This window comes from Mucilaginibacter sp. PAMB04168 (genome assembly GCF_039634365.2).
GTDB lineage: Bacteria > Bacteroidota > Bacteroidia > Sphingobacteriales > Sphingobacteriaceae > Mucilaginibacter.
Genome location: NZ_CP155079.2, coordinates 1973278 through 1987075 on the forward strand (window position 1 = coordinate 1973278; position 13798 = coordinate 1987075).

General features: G+C 43.5%; 10 protein-coding genes. 4 read left to right on the forward strand and 6 right to left on the reverse strand.

Translation table 11 applies throughout. The features are described from left to right. Window positions 1-14 precede the first annotated feature (14 nt). Entirely contained in the window at window positions 15-398 is a 384-nt protein-coding gene (locus ABDD94_RS08580) for a DUF3037 domain-containing protein (RefSeq protein WP_345955511.1), read from the reverse strand. Beyond that, window positions 376-1173: a HipA family kinase gene (locus ABDD94_RS08585; RefSeq protein ID WP_345955512.1), complete on the reverse strand. Its 798-nt coding sequence runs from the start codon at window positions 1171-1173 to the stop codon at window positions 376-378. Before ABDD94_RS08585 ends, ABDD94_RS08580 begins: the two co-directional genes overlap by 23 nt. A 644-nt stretch (window positions 1174-1817) precedes the next feature. Between ABDD94_RS08585 and ABDD94_RS08590 the strand changes: the two genes are divergently transcribed. From ABDD94_RS08590 to ABDD94_RS08600, 3 genes are all read left to right on the forward strand, one after another. After that, window positions 1818-4850, forward strand: a complete 3033-nt coding sequence (locus ABDD94_RS08590) for a TonB-dependent receptor (RefSeq protein WP_345955513.1) — start codon at window positions 1818-1820, stop codon at window positions 4848-4850. A gap of 13 nt (window positions 4851-4863) precedes the next feature. Beyond that, a complete protein-coding gene (locus ABDD94_RS08595; RefSeq protein WP_345955514.1) occupies window positions 4864-6642 on the forward strand; it encodes a RagB/SusD family nutrient uptake outer membrane protein in 1779 nt (592 codons plus the stop codon). 169 nt (window positions 6643-6811) lie between these two features. Continuing rightward, window positions 6812-6985 (forward strand): hypothetical protein, encoded by a 174-nt coding sequence (locus ABDD94_RS08600; RefSeq protein ID WP_345955515.1) that lies wholly within the window; start codon window positions 6812-6814, stop codon window positions 6983-6985. A gap of 194 nt (window positions 6986-7179) precedes the next feature. Here ABDD94_RS08600 and ABDD94_RS08605 read toward each other — a convergent pair whose 3' ends face one another. Continuing rightward, entirely contained in the window at window positions 7180-8829 is a 1650-nt protein-coding gene (locus ABDD94_RS08605; protein WP_345955516.1) for a polysaccharide lyase, read from the reverse strand. Window positions 8830-9078: 249 nt separating this feature from the next. Further along, window positions 9079-10641, reverse strand: a complete 1563-nt coding sequence (locus ABDD94_RS08610; protein ID WP_345955517.1) for a M20/M25/M40 family metallo-hydrolase — start codon at window positions 10639-10641, stop codon at window positions 9079-9081. Window positions 10642-10763: 122 nt separating this feature from the next. On the opposite strand from ABDD94_RS08610, the gene pelA reads away from it, so the two are divergent. Then, on the forward strand, window positions 10764-11921 hold the full coding sequence (pelA, locus tag ABDD94_RS08615; protein ID WP_345955518.1) for a pectate lyase: 1158 nt from the start codon (window positions 10764-10766) through the stop codon (window positions 11919-11921). Between the two features lies 1 nt (window position 11922). On the opposite strand, the gene ABDD94_RS08620 is transcribed toward pelA, so the two are convergent. Together ABDD94_RS08620 and ABDD94_RS08625 are read right to left on the reverse strand one after the other, a co-directional pair. Beyond that, entirely contained in the window at window positions 11923-13173 is a 1251-nt protein-coding gene (locus tag ABDD94_RS08620; protein ID WP_345955519.1) for a DEAD/DEAH box helicase, read from the reverse strand. Window positions 13174-13382: 209 nt separating this feature from the next. After that, window positions 13383-13757 (reverse strand): response regulator transcription factor, encoded by a 375-nt coding sequence (locus tag ABDD94_RS08625; protein WP_345955520.1) that lies wholly within the window; start codon window positions 13755-13757, stop codon window positions 13383-13385. Window positions 13758-13798: the final 41 nt, after the last annotated feature.

Below are 13798 nucleotides of genomic sequence, written 5' to 3' on the forward strand. Positions count from 1 at the left end.
AGACACCTATTTAGTTACAATACCAGTTGTACGTGTAATTTCTGCAGCGTTACCAATGCATCTGCACAAAAACCAGGGTGCACTTTTGAGGCCTGCACTACCGTGCTCCGTGTAGCCGTGAGCCACCTGAACCTGGATGCCGCATCCAGCTTGCCAATAGCGCCGCTTTGCGGGCTGCCCAGGCAAATTTGCTCAAAGGCATGTAAATTTTGCTGTAAATCATCAACATCTAACTGCTTGCAAAAAGCCTGCAGGCGCTCACAATCCACAGTGATGATACACCTTAAAAACTTTAGTTTGGCACAATATAGAATTACGCCAACGTTCAAAAATTCCTCGCGCTCAACCCTGGGCACAACGCGTATTACGGCGTACTCAAATAAGTGTTGCTCTGGCATTTTTGGCTTCGGTTATAAATATTTCTGACGCAGCTAAACGTGTGGTTAAAAATTGGTAATACACTTCGCGGCGTTCATTGGCAGTGTCGGTTGTTGATGCATCAATCAGCCAATCATCGGGTATTAAGTTTACTATATGGCGAATTTGATCGTTGGTAAGCAAAGTTTTAAACTCGGCATCAACTTCATCCAGCTCGCTAGCCCATGGCAGCAGTACATGGTCTTTTACCTGTACAAAAGGCTTTACAGCCTGCTCGCGCCAGTTATACCAGCTATGATGAAAGTATAAAGCGGCACCATGGTCAATAAGCCAGAGCTCCTTGTGCCACATCAGCATGTTCGTGTTGCGCGGGGTTCTGTCAACGTTAGTCAATAAGCAATCTAACCAAACAATTTGTGAGGAAAGCCGGCTATTCAACTTTGTAACTACAGCATCAAAAGTGATAGCGCCCGACAGATAATGCAAGGCCAGATTTAAGCCGGTGCTTGCTTTTAGCAAATCTTGTATTTCTTCGTCGGGCTCAGTGCGACCAAAAGCGGTATCGAGTCTGGCAAATACCAATTCAGGAACTCTGAGCCCCAGCGCACGGGCAATCTCGCAGCCAATCAACTCGGCAATAAGCGCTTTAACGCCTTGCCCTGCCCCCCTGAATTTAAGTACATATAAAAATTCGTCATCGGCCTCGGCAATGGCAGGCAACGAACCCCCTTCGCGTAGAGGGGTAACATACCGTATTACATCAACCGTTCGTAACTGAAGTGGATCTATAACCATAAGTAACATTCTTATCCTTACATCAGGTGCCAACCAGATAGTTAAGATAGGTTAGGGCAAATATACATCATCTCTGTATTTGAAGCTAAATTTTATGATATGCTGTGGCGGATGTATATATTATTGGCCTTGCACTCCCTTACCTGAAGCTTAAAATCTAAAATAGCTGTAATTATAATAACCTTAACAAAAGCCCCGTCGTTACACAGATTCAGATGTTAATTAAAGGTTAATCTTCGATGTGATTTTGTAATGATCTCAATTGAGTGATGGTTTCGTTAGTAAATTCGTATAAAAAATGATGTTTTGCTGTGAATGATTTATTGTATTATCTTGCTCATTTACTTTATTCGAAAGTCACTTAAAAAGGCAGCTCTACTGCTTAAAGCATAATTAATGGGATTTTTTAATCAACTTTTAGTATGATAATATAGTATACTTATTGGGAAAAATTTCATAATAAGTAATTATCCCAAAACTTAGTTTTGAAGATGCAATTGCTCACCCAGTTGCGGTTAAACCAATTCCCCCTGTTATACTATCAATTAATATTTAATGAGCTGGTTGCCAGCTGAATTGTTTGTTAAATTTTAGCAGGTGATGACTTGTGTTTTAAAAGCTTTATTGAAAAAAATAATTTAATTATGAGAAAACTCTATCTCTTATGTGTGCTGCTATGCGCAGTAGTAACGGTACAGGCGCAAACCCGCGCACTCAGCGGCCGGGTGGTGGATGCCAGTAACAGCGAAACGCTCATTGGGGCCGCGGTACGTGTACAGGGAGGCACTACCGGAACAATTACCGATGTAAACGGAAAATTTACAGTCAACGTTCCAAACGGACAGAATGTAACCTTAACAGTGAATTATGTTGGTTACGCTGCACAAACTGTAACATTCACTGCCAATGATCAGGATGTTACCATTAAGCTGGCCGCACAACAAAACTCTTTAGATGAGGTTGTGTACATTGGTTATCAAACCGTTAAACGGAGAGACCTTACAGGTTCCGTACCGTCAGTAAAAGCAGCCGACATTGTACGTGCCCCTACACACAACCCACTTGAGGCTATACAAGGCCGTGCAGCAGGTGTAGATATTTCACGCAGTTCAGGTAATGCTGGCGCGGGTGTAAATATTCAAATTCGTGGTACGAGGTCTATTCCTACCGCTTTAACTAACGCAGCAGGAATTAACGCAAACGGCCCCCTTTTGGTAGTTGATGGTGTGCAAAATGGCGGTAGTATCAATAACATAAACCCGAATGATATCGAAAGCATCGATATCTTGCAGGATGCATCTTCAACAGCCATTTATGGTTCACAGGGAGCCAATGGGGTTATCGTTATTACAACCAAAAAGGGTATTGCTGGTAAAGCCAAAATATCTTACAATGGTTACTATGGTATTAACGGCTGGACCAAGTTTCCGGAACCCCGTCAAGGCGAAGATTACCTTAACTTAAGGCGGGAATCGTTCCGTGATCCGGTAACAGGTGTTATCCCGGCAGATAATGTAGTTTTCAACAATGCAGGTGAATTGGCCGCTGTTCAGGCAGGTCAGTTTGTTAATTGGGTTGATTTAGCTACACAAAATGGCACGCAGCAAAGTCATACCGTAAGTATAAGAGGCGGATCTGAAAATACTAAAGCGCTTTTTTCTTTAGGTTACTTTAAAGAAGAAAGTCAGTACGCAAATAACGACTATACTCGCTACAACTTCCGTTATAACATTGATCATAAAGTAAATAACTGGTTCAAGGCCGGCATAGTAGGTCAGCTAGCATTTAACAAAACCAACGGACGTCGTGATCCGCTTTCAACTGCATTAACTGCAAACCCTATAGGTGTGCCTTTTAATGCTGATGGTAGCATAAATACATTTCCAATTGCTGCCAATACAAACACAGTAAGTCCTATAACCGACGAGCGTCCAGGCGCTTCGGTAGATGAAACCGTAGGTAATGAAATAAACGCAACAGGTTACATAGAATTAACGCCTATTAAGGGCCTTAATTTTCGTAGCAACTTAGGTGTGGTATTGAACAATAGCCGTAGGGGCGAATTTTACGACCCGTTTTCATTAACACAAAACAACTTTAGGTATTCTTCTGCCTCAGCCACAAACTCTGGCAGCCGGTATTATAACTGGGATAACATCTTAAGTTACAACAAAACTGTTAACAAACATAATTTTACGGCTACTGCATTAACCAGCTATATCCATAGTGAAAATGAAACTTTTGGTGCTACAGGTTTAAGGCAGGTTTTATCGTCGCAACTGTTTTACAACTTAGCGGGTACCGATCAAGCTGGTAGAATACTTAGCTCTTCTTACCAACGATATGATTTGCTTGCTTTCGCCGGCCGTATCAATTACAGTTTTGATGGTAAATATCTTTTACAGGCTTCGGTTCGTCATGAAGGCGCATCAAGGTTGAGCCCCGATTACAGGTGGGATACATTCCCGTCTGTATCTGCCGGATGGGTTGTTAACCGCGAATCTTTCCTGTCTGATGTTAGTCAAATTGATAATTTGAAATTAAGGGCAAGCTACGGTGTTACCGGTAACTCAACTATTCCTGTGTATGGTACACAAAGCTTATTAACATCAGTGCCTATGGGATTTGGTGAAGTTTCTGCACCGGCATATATTTTCAACGGTCAAATACTAACAACCGACTTACGTTGGGAAAAATCAAGAACGTTTGACATTGGTACTGATATTAGTTTACTGAAAAACCGCATTAGCGCTACTATAGACTGGTACTATACCAAGACGAGTGATATCTTGTTTCCACGTCCTTTACCGCTATCTACCGGGCAACAAACTGTTTATGAAAATATAGCAGCAACACAAAATGTGGGTATCAATGCCAGTTTAACCACAGTAAACATCCAGTCAAAAAGTTTTAAGTGGAGTACCACAGCAACCTTTTCACACAACAGTGAAAAAATTACTAATTTGATTGACGGCCGTGACATCATTAACGCAGAGGATAACTCTCTGTTTATAGGTTCGCAGATACAGTCATTTTACAACTACCGGAAAATTGGTATCTGGCAGTTAGGTGAGAACGCCGACGGCCGCGCAAAGTTCGGTACTACAGCTTTTAAGCCTGGTGATATTAAAGTAGAAGACCTAAATAATGATGGCCTCATTGACGCTACTAATGATCGTACGGTAATTGGCCATGCGCAACCTACCTGGTATGGTGGCTTACAAAATACCTTTACTTATAAGAACTTTGATTTGAATGTGTTTTTAGTTGCCCGTTACGGACAAACCATCAGAGCAGAGTTTATTGGTCGCTTCGATCCATCTGGCCTTACCAATGGACCAGGCAACTTTGATTACTGGACAATTAATAACCCAACAAATGATTTCCCTAAACCAGGTCGGGGCAATATATCCAACTTATATCCAGGTACATATACCTCACTTTTATATCTGGACGGGTCATTTTTAAAGGTTAAAAATCTGTCATTGGGCTATACCTTTCCAAAAAGTGTAACCGATAAAATTAAAGTAGGTTCACTACGTTTTTATGCTACGGCATCTAACTTATTCACCTTTACAAAAAGTCCGTTGTTGAAAAATTATGACCCGGAAAGGGGAGGTGCTGAATCGTCGCCACTTAACCGTCAATTAGTTTTTGGTGTAAACCTTGATTTTTAATTAAGCTATAGTCATGAGAAGAAACATATATAAAATAACAGGCCTTTCATTACTTACAGTAGCCTTGTTATCATGCAATAAACGTTTAGATGAAGTTAACCCTGGTGGTGCTACATCAGACGCGACCTGGTCTACTCCGCAAGGATTTGTAACTAACGTAAATGGTGCATACCGCGAACAACGGGCATACTATGGTAAAGAAGACGGCTTGTTAGTTTCAGAAGGCGGAACAGATTTGTGGTTCAATGCCAACAAAGCCAACTATGCTAACCAGCTAACCCGGTATGCAAACATATCAGCAGCTAGTCCAAGCGGCGCTGTAATTAACTTTTTTACGCTTTTCTATAGATCCATCAATATTTGTAATGCTGGTATCAGTCGTATTGATGATGCTGGATTTACAGATGTTGCCGAGAAAAACCGCCGTTTAGCCGAGTTGCGCTTTTTAAGAGCATTTTACTATTGGCACATTGTAGAGCAATTTGGCGGTGTGAGCTTACGAACCACCGAAACAACCACTGCGGAGTTAACCGCACAACGCAGTCCAGTTAGTGCATTTTATGATTTGATTGTTAGTGACTTGCGGTTTGCAGCAGATAATCTGCCAAACGGATGGGGGCAGGAATATAGCAGGGCCACTAAGAAGTCTGCTTTAGGCATGCTTGCCAGGGCCTATCTATCAAGAGCTTATTATGCCCCTGCAGGCAGTGCTGATCGTAATAATTATTTCACATTGGCCCGGAACACTGCTAACGAAGTAATAACCCGCAAAGCTGAATTTGGTGTAGATTTATGGGCTTCGCCTGCAGACTTATGGAACCCGGCCAATAACCGTGTAGGTGTCAATGCGTCTACTCCGGGCAATAAAGAAGGTTTATACATTATAAGTAATTCGACCAATACCGCTATTGATTACGACTTAAATGCTAACCGTTTACACGCATGGTTTTTAACGCAGTATAACGGCCGCCCAGGCTTAGTAACCAGCATACAATATGGGTTTGATAACCAGCGCCGGTTACAGCCTACCCGGTATCTGCTCGAGTTGTTTAACGAACAGATGGATGCACGGTATGCAGCCAGTTTTCAGGAACGATGGATCGCCAATACACCTTTTACATGGAATGCGGCCACTGCAGCCACCTATGGTAAGGCATCTTCAGTTGTAGGTACACAATTAGTACCAGGAACCAGCCTAGCAATGGAAATAACCAAAGGTGTGATTGCCGATAAAGCGACCAAGCCTTGGGTAACCGTTGATATTAATGATATGTATGAGGCCGATGGCAGAATCAAATCAACTACAGACTTTGTGCCTCTTAAGAAGTTTTTAGATTATACACGTACCTTACCGGCATCACAGCCAGGGTATAACGACATCATTGTAATGCGTTTAGCCGAAATGTATCTTATTTCGGCCGAGGCTGAATTTCAATTAGGCAATATTGCTGCGGCGGCAACTCAAATAAACGTTTTGAGGGCGCGTGCGGCGGTTAAAACTCCTCAAGATCAAACTGCAGCAATGCAAGCCGTTACATTGCCTGCATTATCAGCTGGCAATGCAGCAGGTTTACAGTTTATTATGGAAGAACGTGCAAGAGAGCTTTGCGGTGAGCATTTACGCTGGTATGATTTAAAGCGTGTTTATAGCAGCAACTTTGCATCCTACATCAAAAGTAAAAACAAAGATATAACTGATGTGCAGGACTTTCACAGATTAAGACCTGTTCCGTTGGCAGAGTTAAATGCATTAAGTAACGCAGCTGAGTTTGGTAACAACCCTGGTTATTAACAGTACTTCAGTAAAAGTAAGAAAGAAAGCAGGCGAGGTGTCAATCTCGCCTGCTTTCTTGTTTTATGGGAACCGCATAGCTGTTTTTAATTGTCTCTAAAATTCGTCCTTAATCACAGAGGCGCCATTAAGGTGCCGTTGTATGGTAACAATGCCAATTTATAAAACAATGGAAAAAATAACCGTTATTCGTCTCAGCCGAATTTGCGCTAAAAGTGCGAATACCATACAAGACAATAACACATTTAATCGATATTTTGTCCACTCAGCAGAACAAGTGTTTGGTAGGATATTTTATGGAACACCTTTAAAAATGCCTAAGGTATTGGGAGGTAAATATTAAAAGCTGTTTGGCTCATGTCACTTAGCTTTTATAAGGGCTCAAAATCAGTGCTGTTTTGCAAGTGGCCCGTGCCAAATGGAACATCCTGTTACAGCTGTGTTTTGCGGTAGCATTGTAACTTAGCTTTAAATCTGCCTGTAAAACAAACGGCGTTCATGGTTACATGAACGCCGTTTGTATTTAAAGATAATCGCTTACTTGCCGTTTGGCGGTACCACCTTGCTTAGCGGAACCACACTGTTCAAATAAACCTCGATGTTGGTGTAACCATTACCGTTTTTAGCCGGTAATACGGCATCAGCTGCGCTGCGCGGGTTAAGGCCTGCTTTAGTTTCATAAGTGTCGGGCATGCCATCGTTATCGCTGTCTTTGTAAGGCGTACCAGCGTAGGTGGGGTAGCCGCCAATCTGGTTAGGGTCGGTGATGATGCCTTGCTTGTAAGAGTCATCAGGCAGGCGGTGTTTAATAAACTCTTTGCCTTTGCTGTTGGTGGTATTTTCCACGTAGCTTATCTTCCCCGTCTTCACGTCTTGTACAATGCGGCTGTCTACAGCATCACGTTTAGGCAGGCTGCAACCCACATTTGCCAACACGTAAGTGTAAGCATCCGCAGCCGAAAGGGTTTTGATTTTAGCTATCGGGAAAGGATTGTTTGACCGGATACTATCGGTATAGCGACCGGCATCAGGCATCTCGCCAATTTGTATACCACCATCCCAGTTGTTCTTGGTTACGCGCTCGTTGCCTTCCATAATGTTGCCATCGGCGTACACCCGGCCAAACAAGGTCGACTTATCTTTTGCACGACCCGATTCCGGTTTTAGGATCCGGTGACCGATTGGCTTGTCTAACGGCGTTATAGGACCTGGTTTGTAATAGTTGTTGATAAAATTGAAGAACGAGTTGTTATCGCCACCGTCGGCACTGCGGTTCCACCAGTTAAATACTACGTTGTTTACAAAGCCAAAGTCGCCGTACATGCCTATAGATGGGTTGCGGGCAATGTTGTTGGCCCAAAGGTTACGCATAAACGTACTGTTTAAACCGCCAATGGTGCTACCAAAAGCATGGTTATAAGTGTCTAATGCTTCCGAGAAGATAGAATTCTGTATGGTAACATTAACTGTTGGCATCTTTTCCTGCTTGGCTCCGTTGCGGTCATATACGTGGCGGTAAATAGACATATTCTCGTCCAATCCCCAGCTTGCCGATACGTGATCAATAATGATATTGCCAACCGGATTGCCGCCCAAGGCATCATCACGGCGTGCCACATCGGTAGCACCACGGCGGAAACGCAAGTAGCGGATCACAACATCATGCGTGTTAATCCATACCGATTCATTAGCAATACAAATACCGTCGCCAGGTGCAGTTTGCCCTGCTATGGTGATGTAGGGCGCTCTAATAATTACCGGACTTTGCAGCTTGATAATACCAGCCACGTTAAACACAATAACACGTGCACCACCTTGCTCACATGCCTCACGGAAGGTACCTGGGCCGCGATCGGCCAGGCTGGTCACTACAAATACCCTGCCGCCGCGGCCACCTGGTGTAAAGGCACCGCCGCCTTCAGCACCCGGGAACGCGGGGATTTTTGCTTGAGGCAGATCAGATGGTTTAGCTGCCCATGGCACAAATGGTTTGCCGTTCTTTTCATCGCGCTGAATGATAGGCAATGCTTTTTGCCAGGCCAGGTCAGACAAGCGTTGCTCTTTGGCCAGTGCTGAATCGGCAACGGCTTGTACAGCCGGGGGAATTTCCGGGTATTGCGCTTTTGCGGTTTTAACAGCACCAATAGCAGCCATAAAGGCCATTGTGCTTAGTATCGTTTTATTCATATGCTTGGGTTCATCATTACCGCTTGTATGGCGGTTTTTAGGTTAATGATAATAACTGGTTGTACTTATCAAATATCCTATCTGTTTGCCATTCATAACTGTATAATTTTTACAAAGTATTATACAATATTAGCTTAGGGGCTTAAAATTATGTAACATGTTTGTGCGTTTAAAAAGCTAATTGCAAATGCAGTGTAAACAAAAAAGCGGATGGCCTTGCCATCCGCTTTAATCGGTAACAAAAGTTAATTATTTATCTAAACCACCGCGACGGATGGCTTTAACTGGCAACGGCCATTGCATAGGCTGGCCTGTACGTGGGTTGTTTCCTAAAACGGCTTTTTCGGTTGATGTTCTTTGTGGATCTTCGCTGGCCATGTAAATTAAAATGGCTGTAAGTATAGCGTTACTACGCACATCATCAAAAATGATCTTATCATAAGTATCGCGGTTGGTATGCCAGGTGTAGTTAAAGTACGACCAGTTTAACGAGCTTAATGAAAAACCAGGCGCTCCCATAGCCACAAACGAAGCAAAGTCAGATCCGCCGCCACCCGGTGTGCCCGGAAAATTGGTTTTAACCTGATCGCGAATGCTGGCCGGTGCTGCAGCCAGCCAGCGGGTAATAGACTCGCCTGCGTGGGCATAACCCTGGCCTGATATGTTTACAACGCGGCCTGTACCATTATCCTGATTAAACAGCGCCTGCAGGTTTTTTACAATCTCCGGATGATCTTCAACAAACGCACGCGAGCCGTTTAGGCCCTGTTCTTCACTGCCCCAGTGGCCTACCAATATGGTACGTTTGGGTTTAGGATATACTTTCTTCAAGATACGCATGGCCTCCATCATGGTTAGAGTACCAGTGCCATTATCGGTAGCGCCGGTGCCGCCATCCCAAGAGTCAAAGTGCGCCGATAGCATTACATATTCATTAGGCTTTTCGCTACCCTTAATTTCGGCAATGGTGTTATAAGTAGGTACTACACCCAGTTCTTTCGATTCGGTATGCATGCTGATGCGTGGCTTATCGCCTGACTCGGTTAATCGATATAGCAAACCGTAATCTTCCAGCGCTATATCAACTGTTGGAACCTTTTTGGTGTAAGCACTGAATATTTTATCAACCCCAAAACCGGCTGACCAATTGGAGGTGATAACACCGGCGGCCCCTGCATTTTCAAGAGCCACAGGCAATGTTCGTGCGGTATAGCCTGTTTTAGCTATGCGTTTGGCCCATGCCTCGGTCTGGGCGGTGCGGGCTGCTTTCATTTTATCGAATGATTCTTTAGTGGCAAATTCTTGCCAGTTATAATCGGGCCGACCGGTTGGTTGCGGCATCGACATCATTACAAATTTGCCTTTAACGGTTGGCAACCAGTTTTTAAATGCTACAGAATCGGCCAGGTCTGGCACAATCACCAGTTCGGCTGTTACGGTTTTGGTACCCATGCTTGGGCTCCAGGCCAGCTGTGTGCCCTCTAACGATTTCACGCGCGGATAAACCATGTCAATGTGAGATACCCCCCTTTCCCAGCCACGCCACTCGCCCCATTTTTCGTTGCGGGCTGCAACACCCCAACTTTTATATTTGGCTACGGCCCAGTCATTGGCTTTTTGCATTTGCGGTGTACCCACCAGCCTTGGGCCAATGCCGTCAATTAGTTCATGCGCTAGTTTTTCGAGCTGTGAGTTATCGTTGCCTTCTTTTACAATCTGGTCAACAATGCTGTTTTGGGCTTGTGCAAAGTCGTACGAAAGGAGCAAGGCTAAACCTGTGAGCAGCGATAGGAAGTTGGTATTGCATTTCATATGGGCAATATAATCATTATTGCAGTTGAGATAAGTCACGCTGTTGTTACAGACAATGTAGCGCCAAGCTTAATAACACGTTATTTTTTATGGACAAAATTGGTAACTTTAACATATTAGATATGAGGAAATTTGTTATAGGAACACTTTTAGCGTGTGTAGGCTTAAGTGCATTTGGTCAGAAAAGGTTGCGCAGTTACCCTATAGATACCACGATGTTTGCCAGTAACGCGCACCACTGGTATGATATAAAGGACAAGCATAATGTTATTAATCCTAAAAAAAACCAGCCCAGGTACAAAGCCGATGATTTAAGAGCCATAGGCGACAATATTTTGTTATATCAAAAAAACAACGGGGGCTGGCCTAAGAACTACGATATAATGGCCATTTTAACGGCCGGTCAGAAAGATAGCCTGCTAAAAGACAAAGATAACCTGAACACCACTTTTGATAATGGTACCAGTTACACACATGTGGCCTCGTTGGCTAGGATTTATCAGGCAACTAAATTGCAGAAGTACAGCGATGCAGCATTGGCTGGTATAAACTTTATCCTAAAAGCGCAATACGCCAATGGCGGCTGGCCACAATATTATCCGTTACAAAAAGATTATAGCCGCCACATTACCTTTAATGATGATGTGTATGTGGGGATTATGGAATTATTAAACGATATTAAAAAAAATAACGACATTTACTCATTTTTAGATGCTGAAAAACGCAAAGAGGTGGAAACTGCATTCAATAGGGGCATTGAGTGTATTTTGAATACCCAGATCAATGATTTTGGTGAAGTTACAGCCTGGTGTCAGCAGCATGATGAAGTTACATTAAAGCCAGTTTGGGCCAGGGCATTTGAGCCACCTTCTATTTGTAATGCAGAAAGCTCGGGCATTGTATTGCTGCTCATGGGTATCGACAATCCGTCTGAGCGCGTGAAAAACGCTGTTCAACAAGCAGTGCGCTGGTTTAAAGAATCGGCTATTGATGGGATAAGAGTCAAGGTTATTGCTGCCCCGGCAGATACCAGCCAGTTTACCATATCCAGAATTGACAGGGTAGTGGTGCAGGATGCTACCGCACCACCGATATGGACACGTTATTATGAACTGCAAACACACCGGCCGCTATTTTGTAACCGCGACCGCAAGGTTGTATATTCCTTAAAAGAGGTTGCACGTGAACGCCGGTCAGGCTATGGCTGGTATACCTATAACCCGCAAAAGGTGCTGGATCGGTACCCCGAGTGGTCTAAAAAATGGGGCGTAGCTAATTAAATCAGCCGTTTTTAGCCTGCTGTTTTGGTCCGCCGCCACCTTGCCGCCTGCCGTTACCTTTGTTGTTACCACGGCCTCTGTCACGCCCCGGGCGATTATTTGCTTCCGGTTTAAACTTTGGGCCTTCGCCTAGTTCGGCGGGTAGCGCAATTTCGTCTATCTCGCGGTCAATAAGCTGTTGTATGTTTTTAAAGCGGCGGAAATCGCGCTCGTTTACAAAGGTAATAGCAGTGCCTGTAGTTGCTGCCCGGGCTGTACGGCCTATGCGGTGTATATAATCTTCAGGGTCGGGTGGTACATCAAAGTTAACAACAAGGTCAATACCTTCAACATCAATACCACGTGAAAGAGCGTCAGTGCCAATGATAATAGGCAGCTGCTTGTTCTTAAATTCCAACAAAATCTCTTCGCGCTCGCTTTGCTTAATATCGGAGTGAAAAGCGTTCACGTTTAAGCCGGCACCTTTCAATTCTTTGTATAAAGATTTAACGCGGTCTTTGGTTGATGAAAAGATAATAATGCTGCTGTAAGTTCCGCTCTTTAAAATACCAACCAGTAATTTGGTTTTTTGCTCATCCTTAACCTTATATATCTGTTGGTTAATACCAGCAGCGGGTTGCGATATAGCAATATTGATTTGCTCCGGATCTTTTAAGATGCTGCGGGCAAGTGTACGTATACGGCCCGGCATAGTAGCCGAAAAAAGCAGCGTTTGCCGGTTTGTCGGCAGGTAACTGATAATACGCATAATATCATCCTGAAAACCCATATCCAGCATGCGGTCGGCTTCATCAAGTATTAGATACTGTAACTGATCGAGCTTTAGTGATCCAGAAGCCAAAAACGAAATCAGGCGGCCTGGAGTGGCTATTAATATATCTACCTTATTTTGAATACCTCGTTTTTGCTGCTCGTAGGCGCTGCCGTCGCCGCCGCCAAAAACCGCAAGCGAACTAACCTCCGTAAAGTAGGCCAGGCCTTCTACCTGTTGATCTATTTGCTGAGCCAGCTCGCGGGTAGGAGCCAGTATAAGGGCACTAATACGGTGTTTGGGGTTAGTGCCTATCAGGTTTAATATTGGTAATAAATAAGAGGCGGTTTTACCTGTTCCTGTTTGTGCACAGGCAATAACGTCCTTGCCTTCCATTACCACCGGAATAGCCATTTGCTGTATAGCAGTTGGCGTTTTATAACCCATGCTCAGCAAGCCTTCGGCAAGCTGTTCATTAAAATTAAAGTCTTTAAATGTCAAAATCAGTAACGCGCTTAAAATCAATCAAGAGTTAATGTAACTCCCTTTTCAAAGCTACTTAAAATATGCCAATAACGTAAATATGCTTTAAGGTGTTTTAGTTGTGCAGAAGCTACCCATTAAAAATTTGGATTAGCGTTCCATATAAGATTGTAAACTGTCAGTTTAATGACTTAATATTTTAGGCCTAGGAATTTAGCCAATCAGAATTATACCGGCCTGTTTAATAAATTAAACACTTTTTGTTGTAAAACCTCCATATCAAAAGGTTTCTCTAAGTAGTCGTCGGCCCCGGCTGCGGTAGCTTTATGCCGCACATCCATGCTGGCCGAAACAATTATCACAGGAATATCTTTGGTAGACGGTTGCCGCTTTAACTGCTGGCAAACCCTTTGGCCATCATGACCGGGCATCTGAATATCAAGTAAAATCAGATCGGGCTGTGCTTTTACAGCCTGCATTACAGACGTACCATCATTAACTTTTAACACTTCGTAGCCTGAATGATCTAATATGGCTGAGATAGAATCTACAATCGATTTATCATCATCTGCAATCAATATCGTCTTTTGCCTGGTATCCATGTGCAAATAGTATCAAAAATTAAGCCTGATTTTGTATCTTA

Bases quoted from the DNA above. Each gene is read 5' to 3' on its own strand.
- ABDD94_RS08580 (WP_345955511.1), bottom strand. From the start codon at position 398: ATGCCAGAGCAACACTTATTTGAGTACGCCGTAATACGCGTTGTGCCC.
- ABDD94_RS08585 (WP_345955512.1), bottom strand. From the start codon at position 1,173: ATGGTTATAGATCCACTTCAGTTACGAACGGTTGATGTAATACGGTAT.
- ABDD94_RS08590 (WP_345955513.1), top strand. From the start codon at position 1,818: ATGAGAAAACTCTATCTCTTATGTGTGCTGCTATGCGCAGTAGTAACG.
- ABDD94_RS08595 (WP_345955514.1), top strand. From the start codon at position 4,864: ATGAGAAGAAACATATATAAAATAACAGGCCTTTCATTACTTACAGTA.
- ABDD94_RS08600 (WP_345955515.1), top strand. From the start codon at position 6,812: ATGGAAAAAATAACCGTTATTCGTCTCAGCCGAATTTGCGCTAAAAGT.
- ABDD94_RS08605 (WP_345955516.1), bottom strand. From the start codon at position 8,829: ATGAATAAAACGATACTAAGCACAATGGCCTTTATGGCTGCTATTGGT.
- ABDD94_RS08610 (WP_345955517.1), bottom strand. From the start codon at position 10,641: ATGAAATGCAATACCAACTTCCTATCGCTGCTCACAGGTTTAGCCTTG.
- pelA (WP_345955518.1), top strand. From the start codon at position 10,764: ATGAGGAAATTTGTTATAGGAACACTTTTAGCGTGTGTAGGCTTAAGT.
- ABDD94_RS08625 (WP_345955520.1), bottom strand. From the start codon at position 13,757: ATGGATACCAGGCAAAAGACGATATTGATTGCAGATGATGATAAATCG.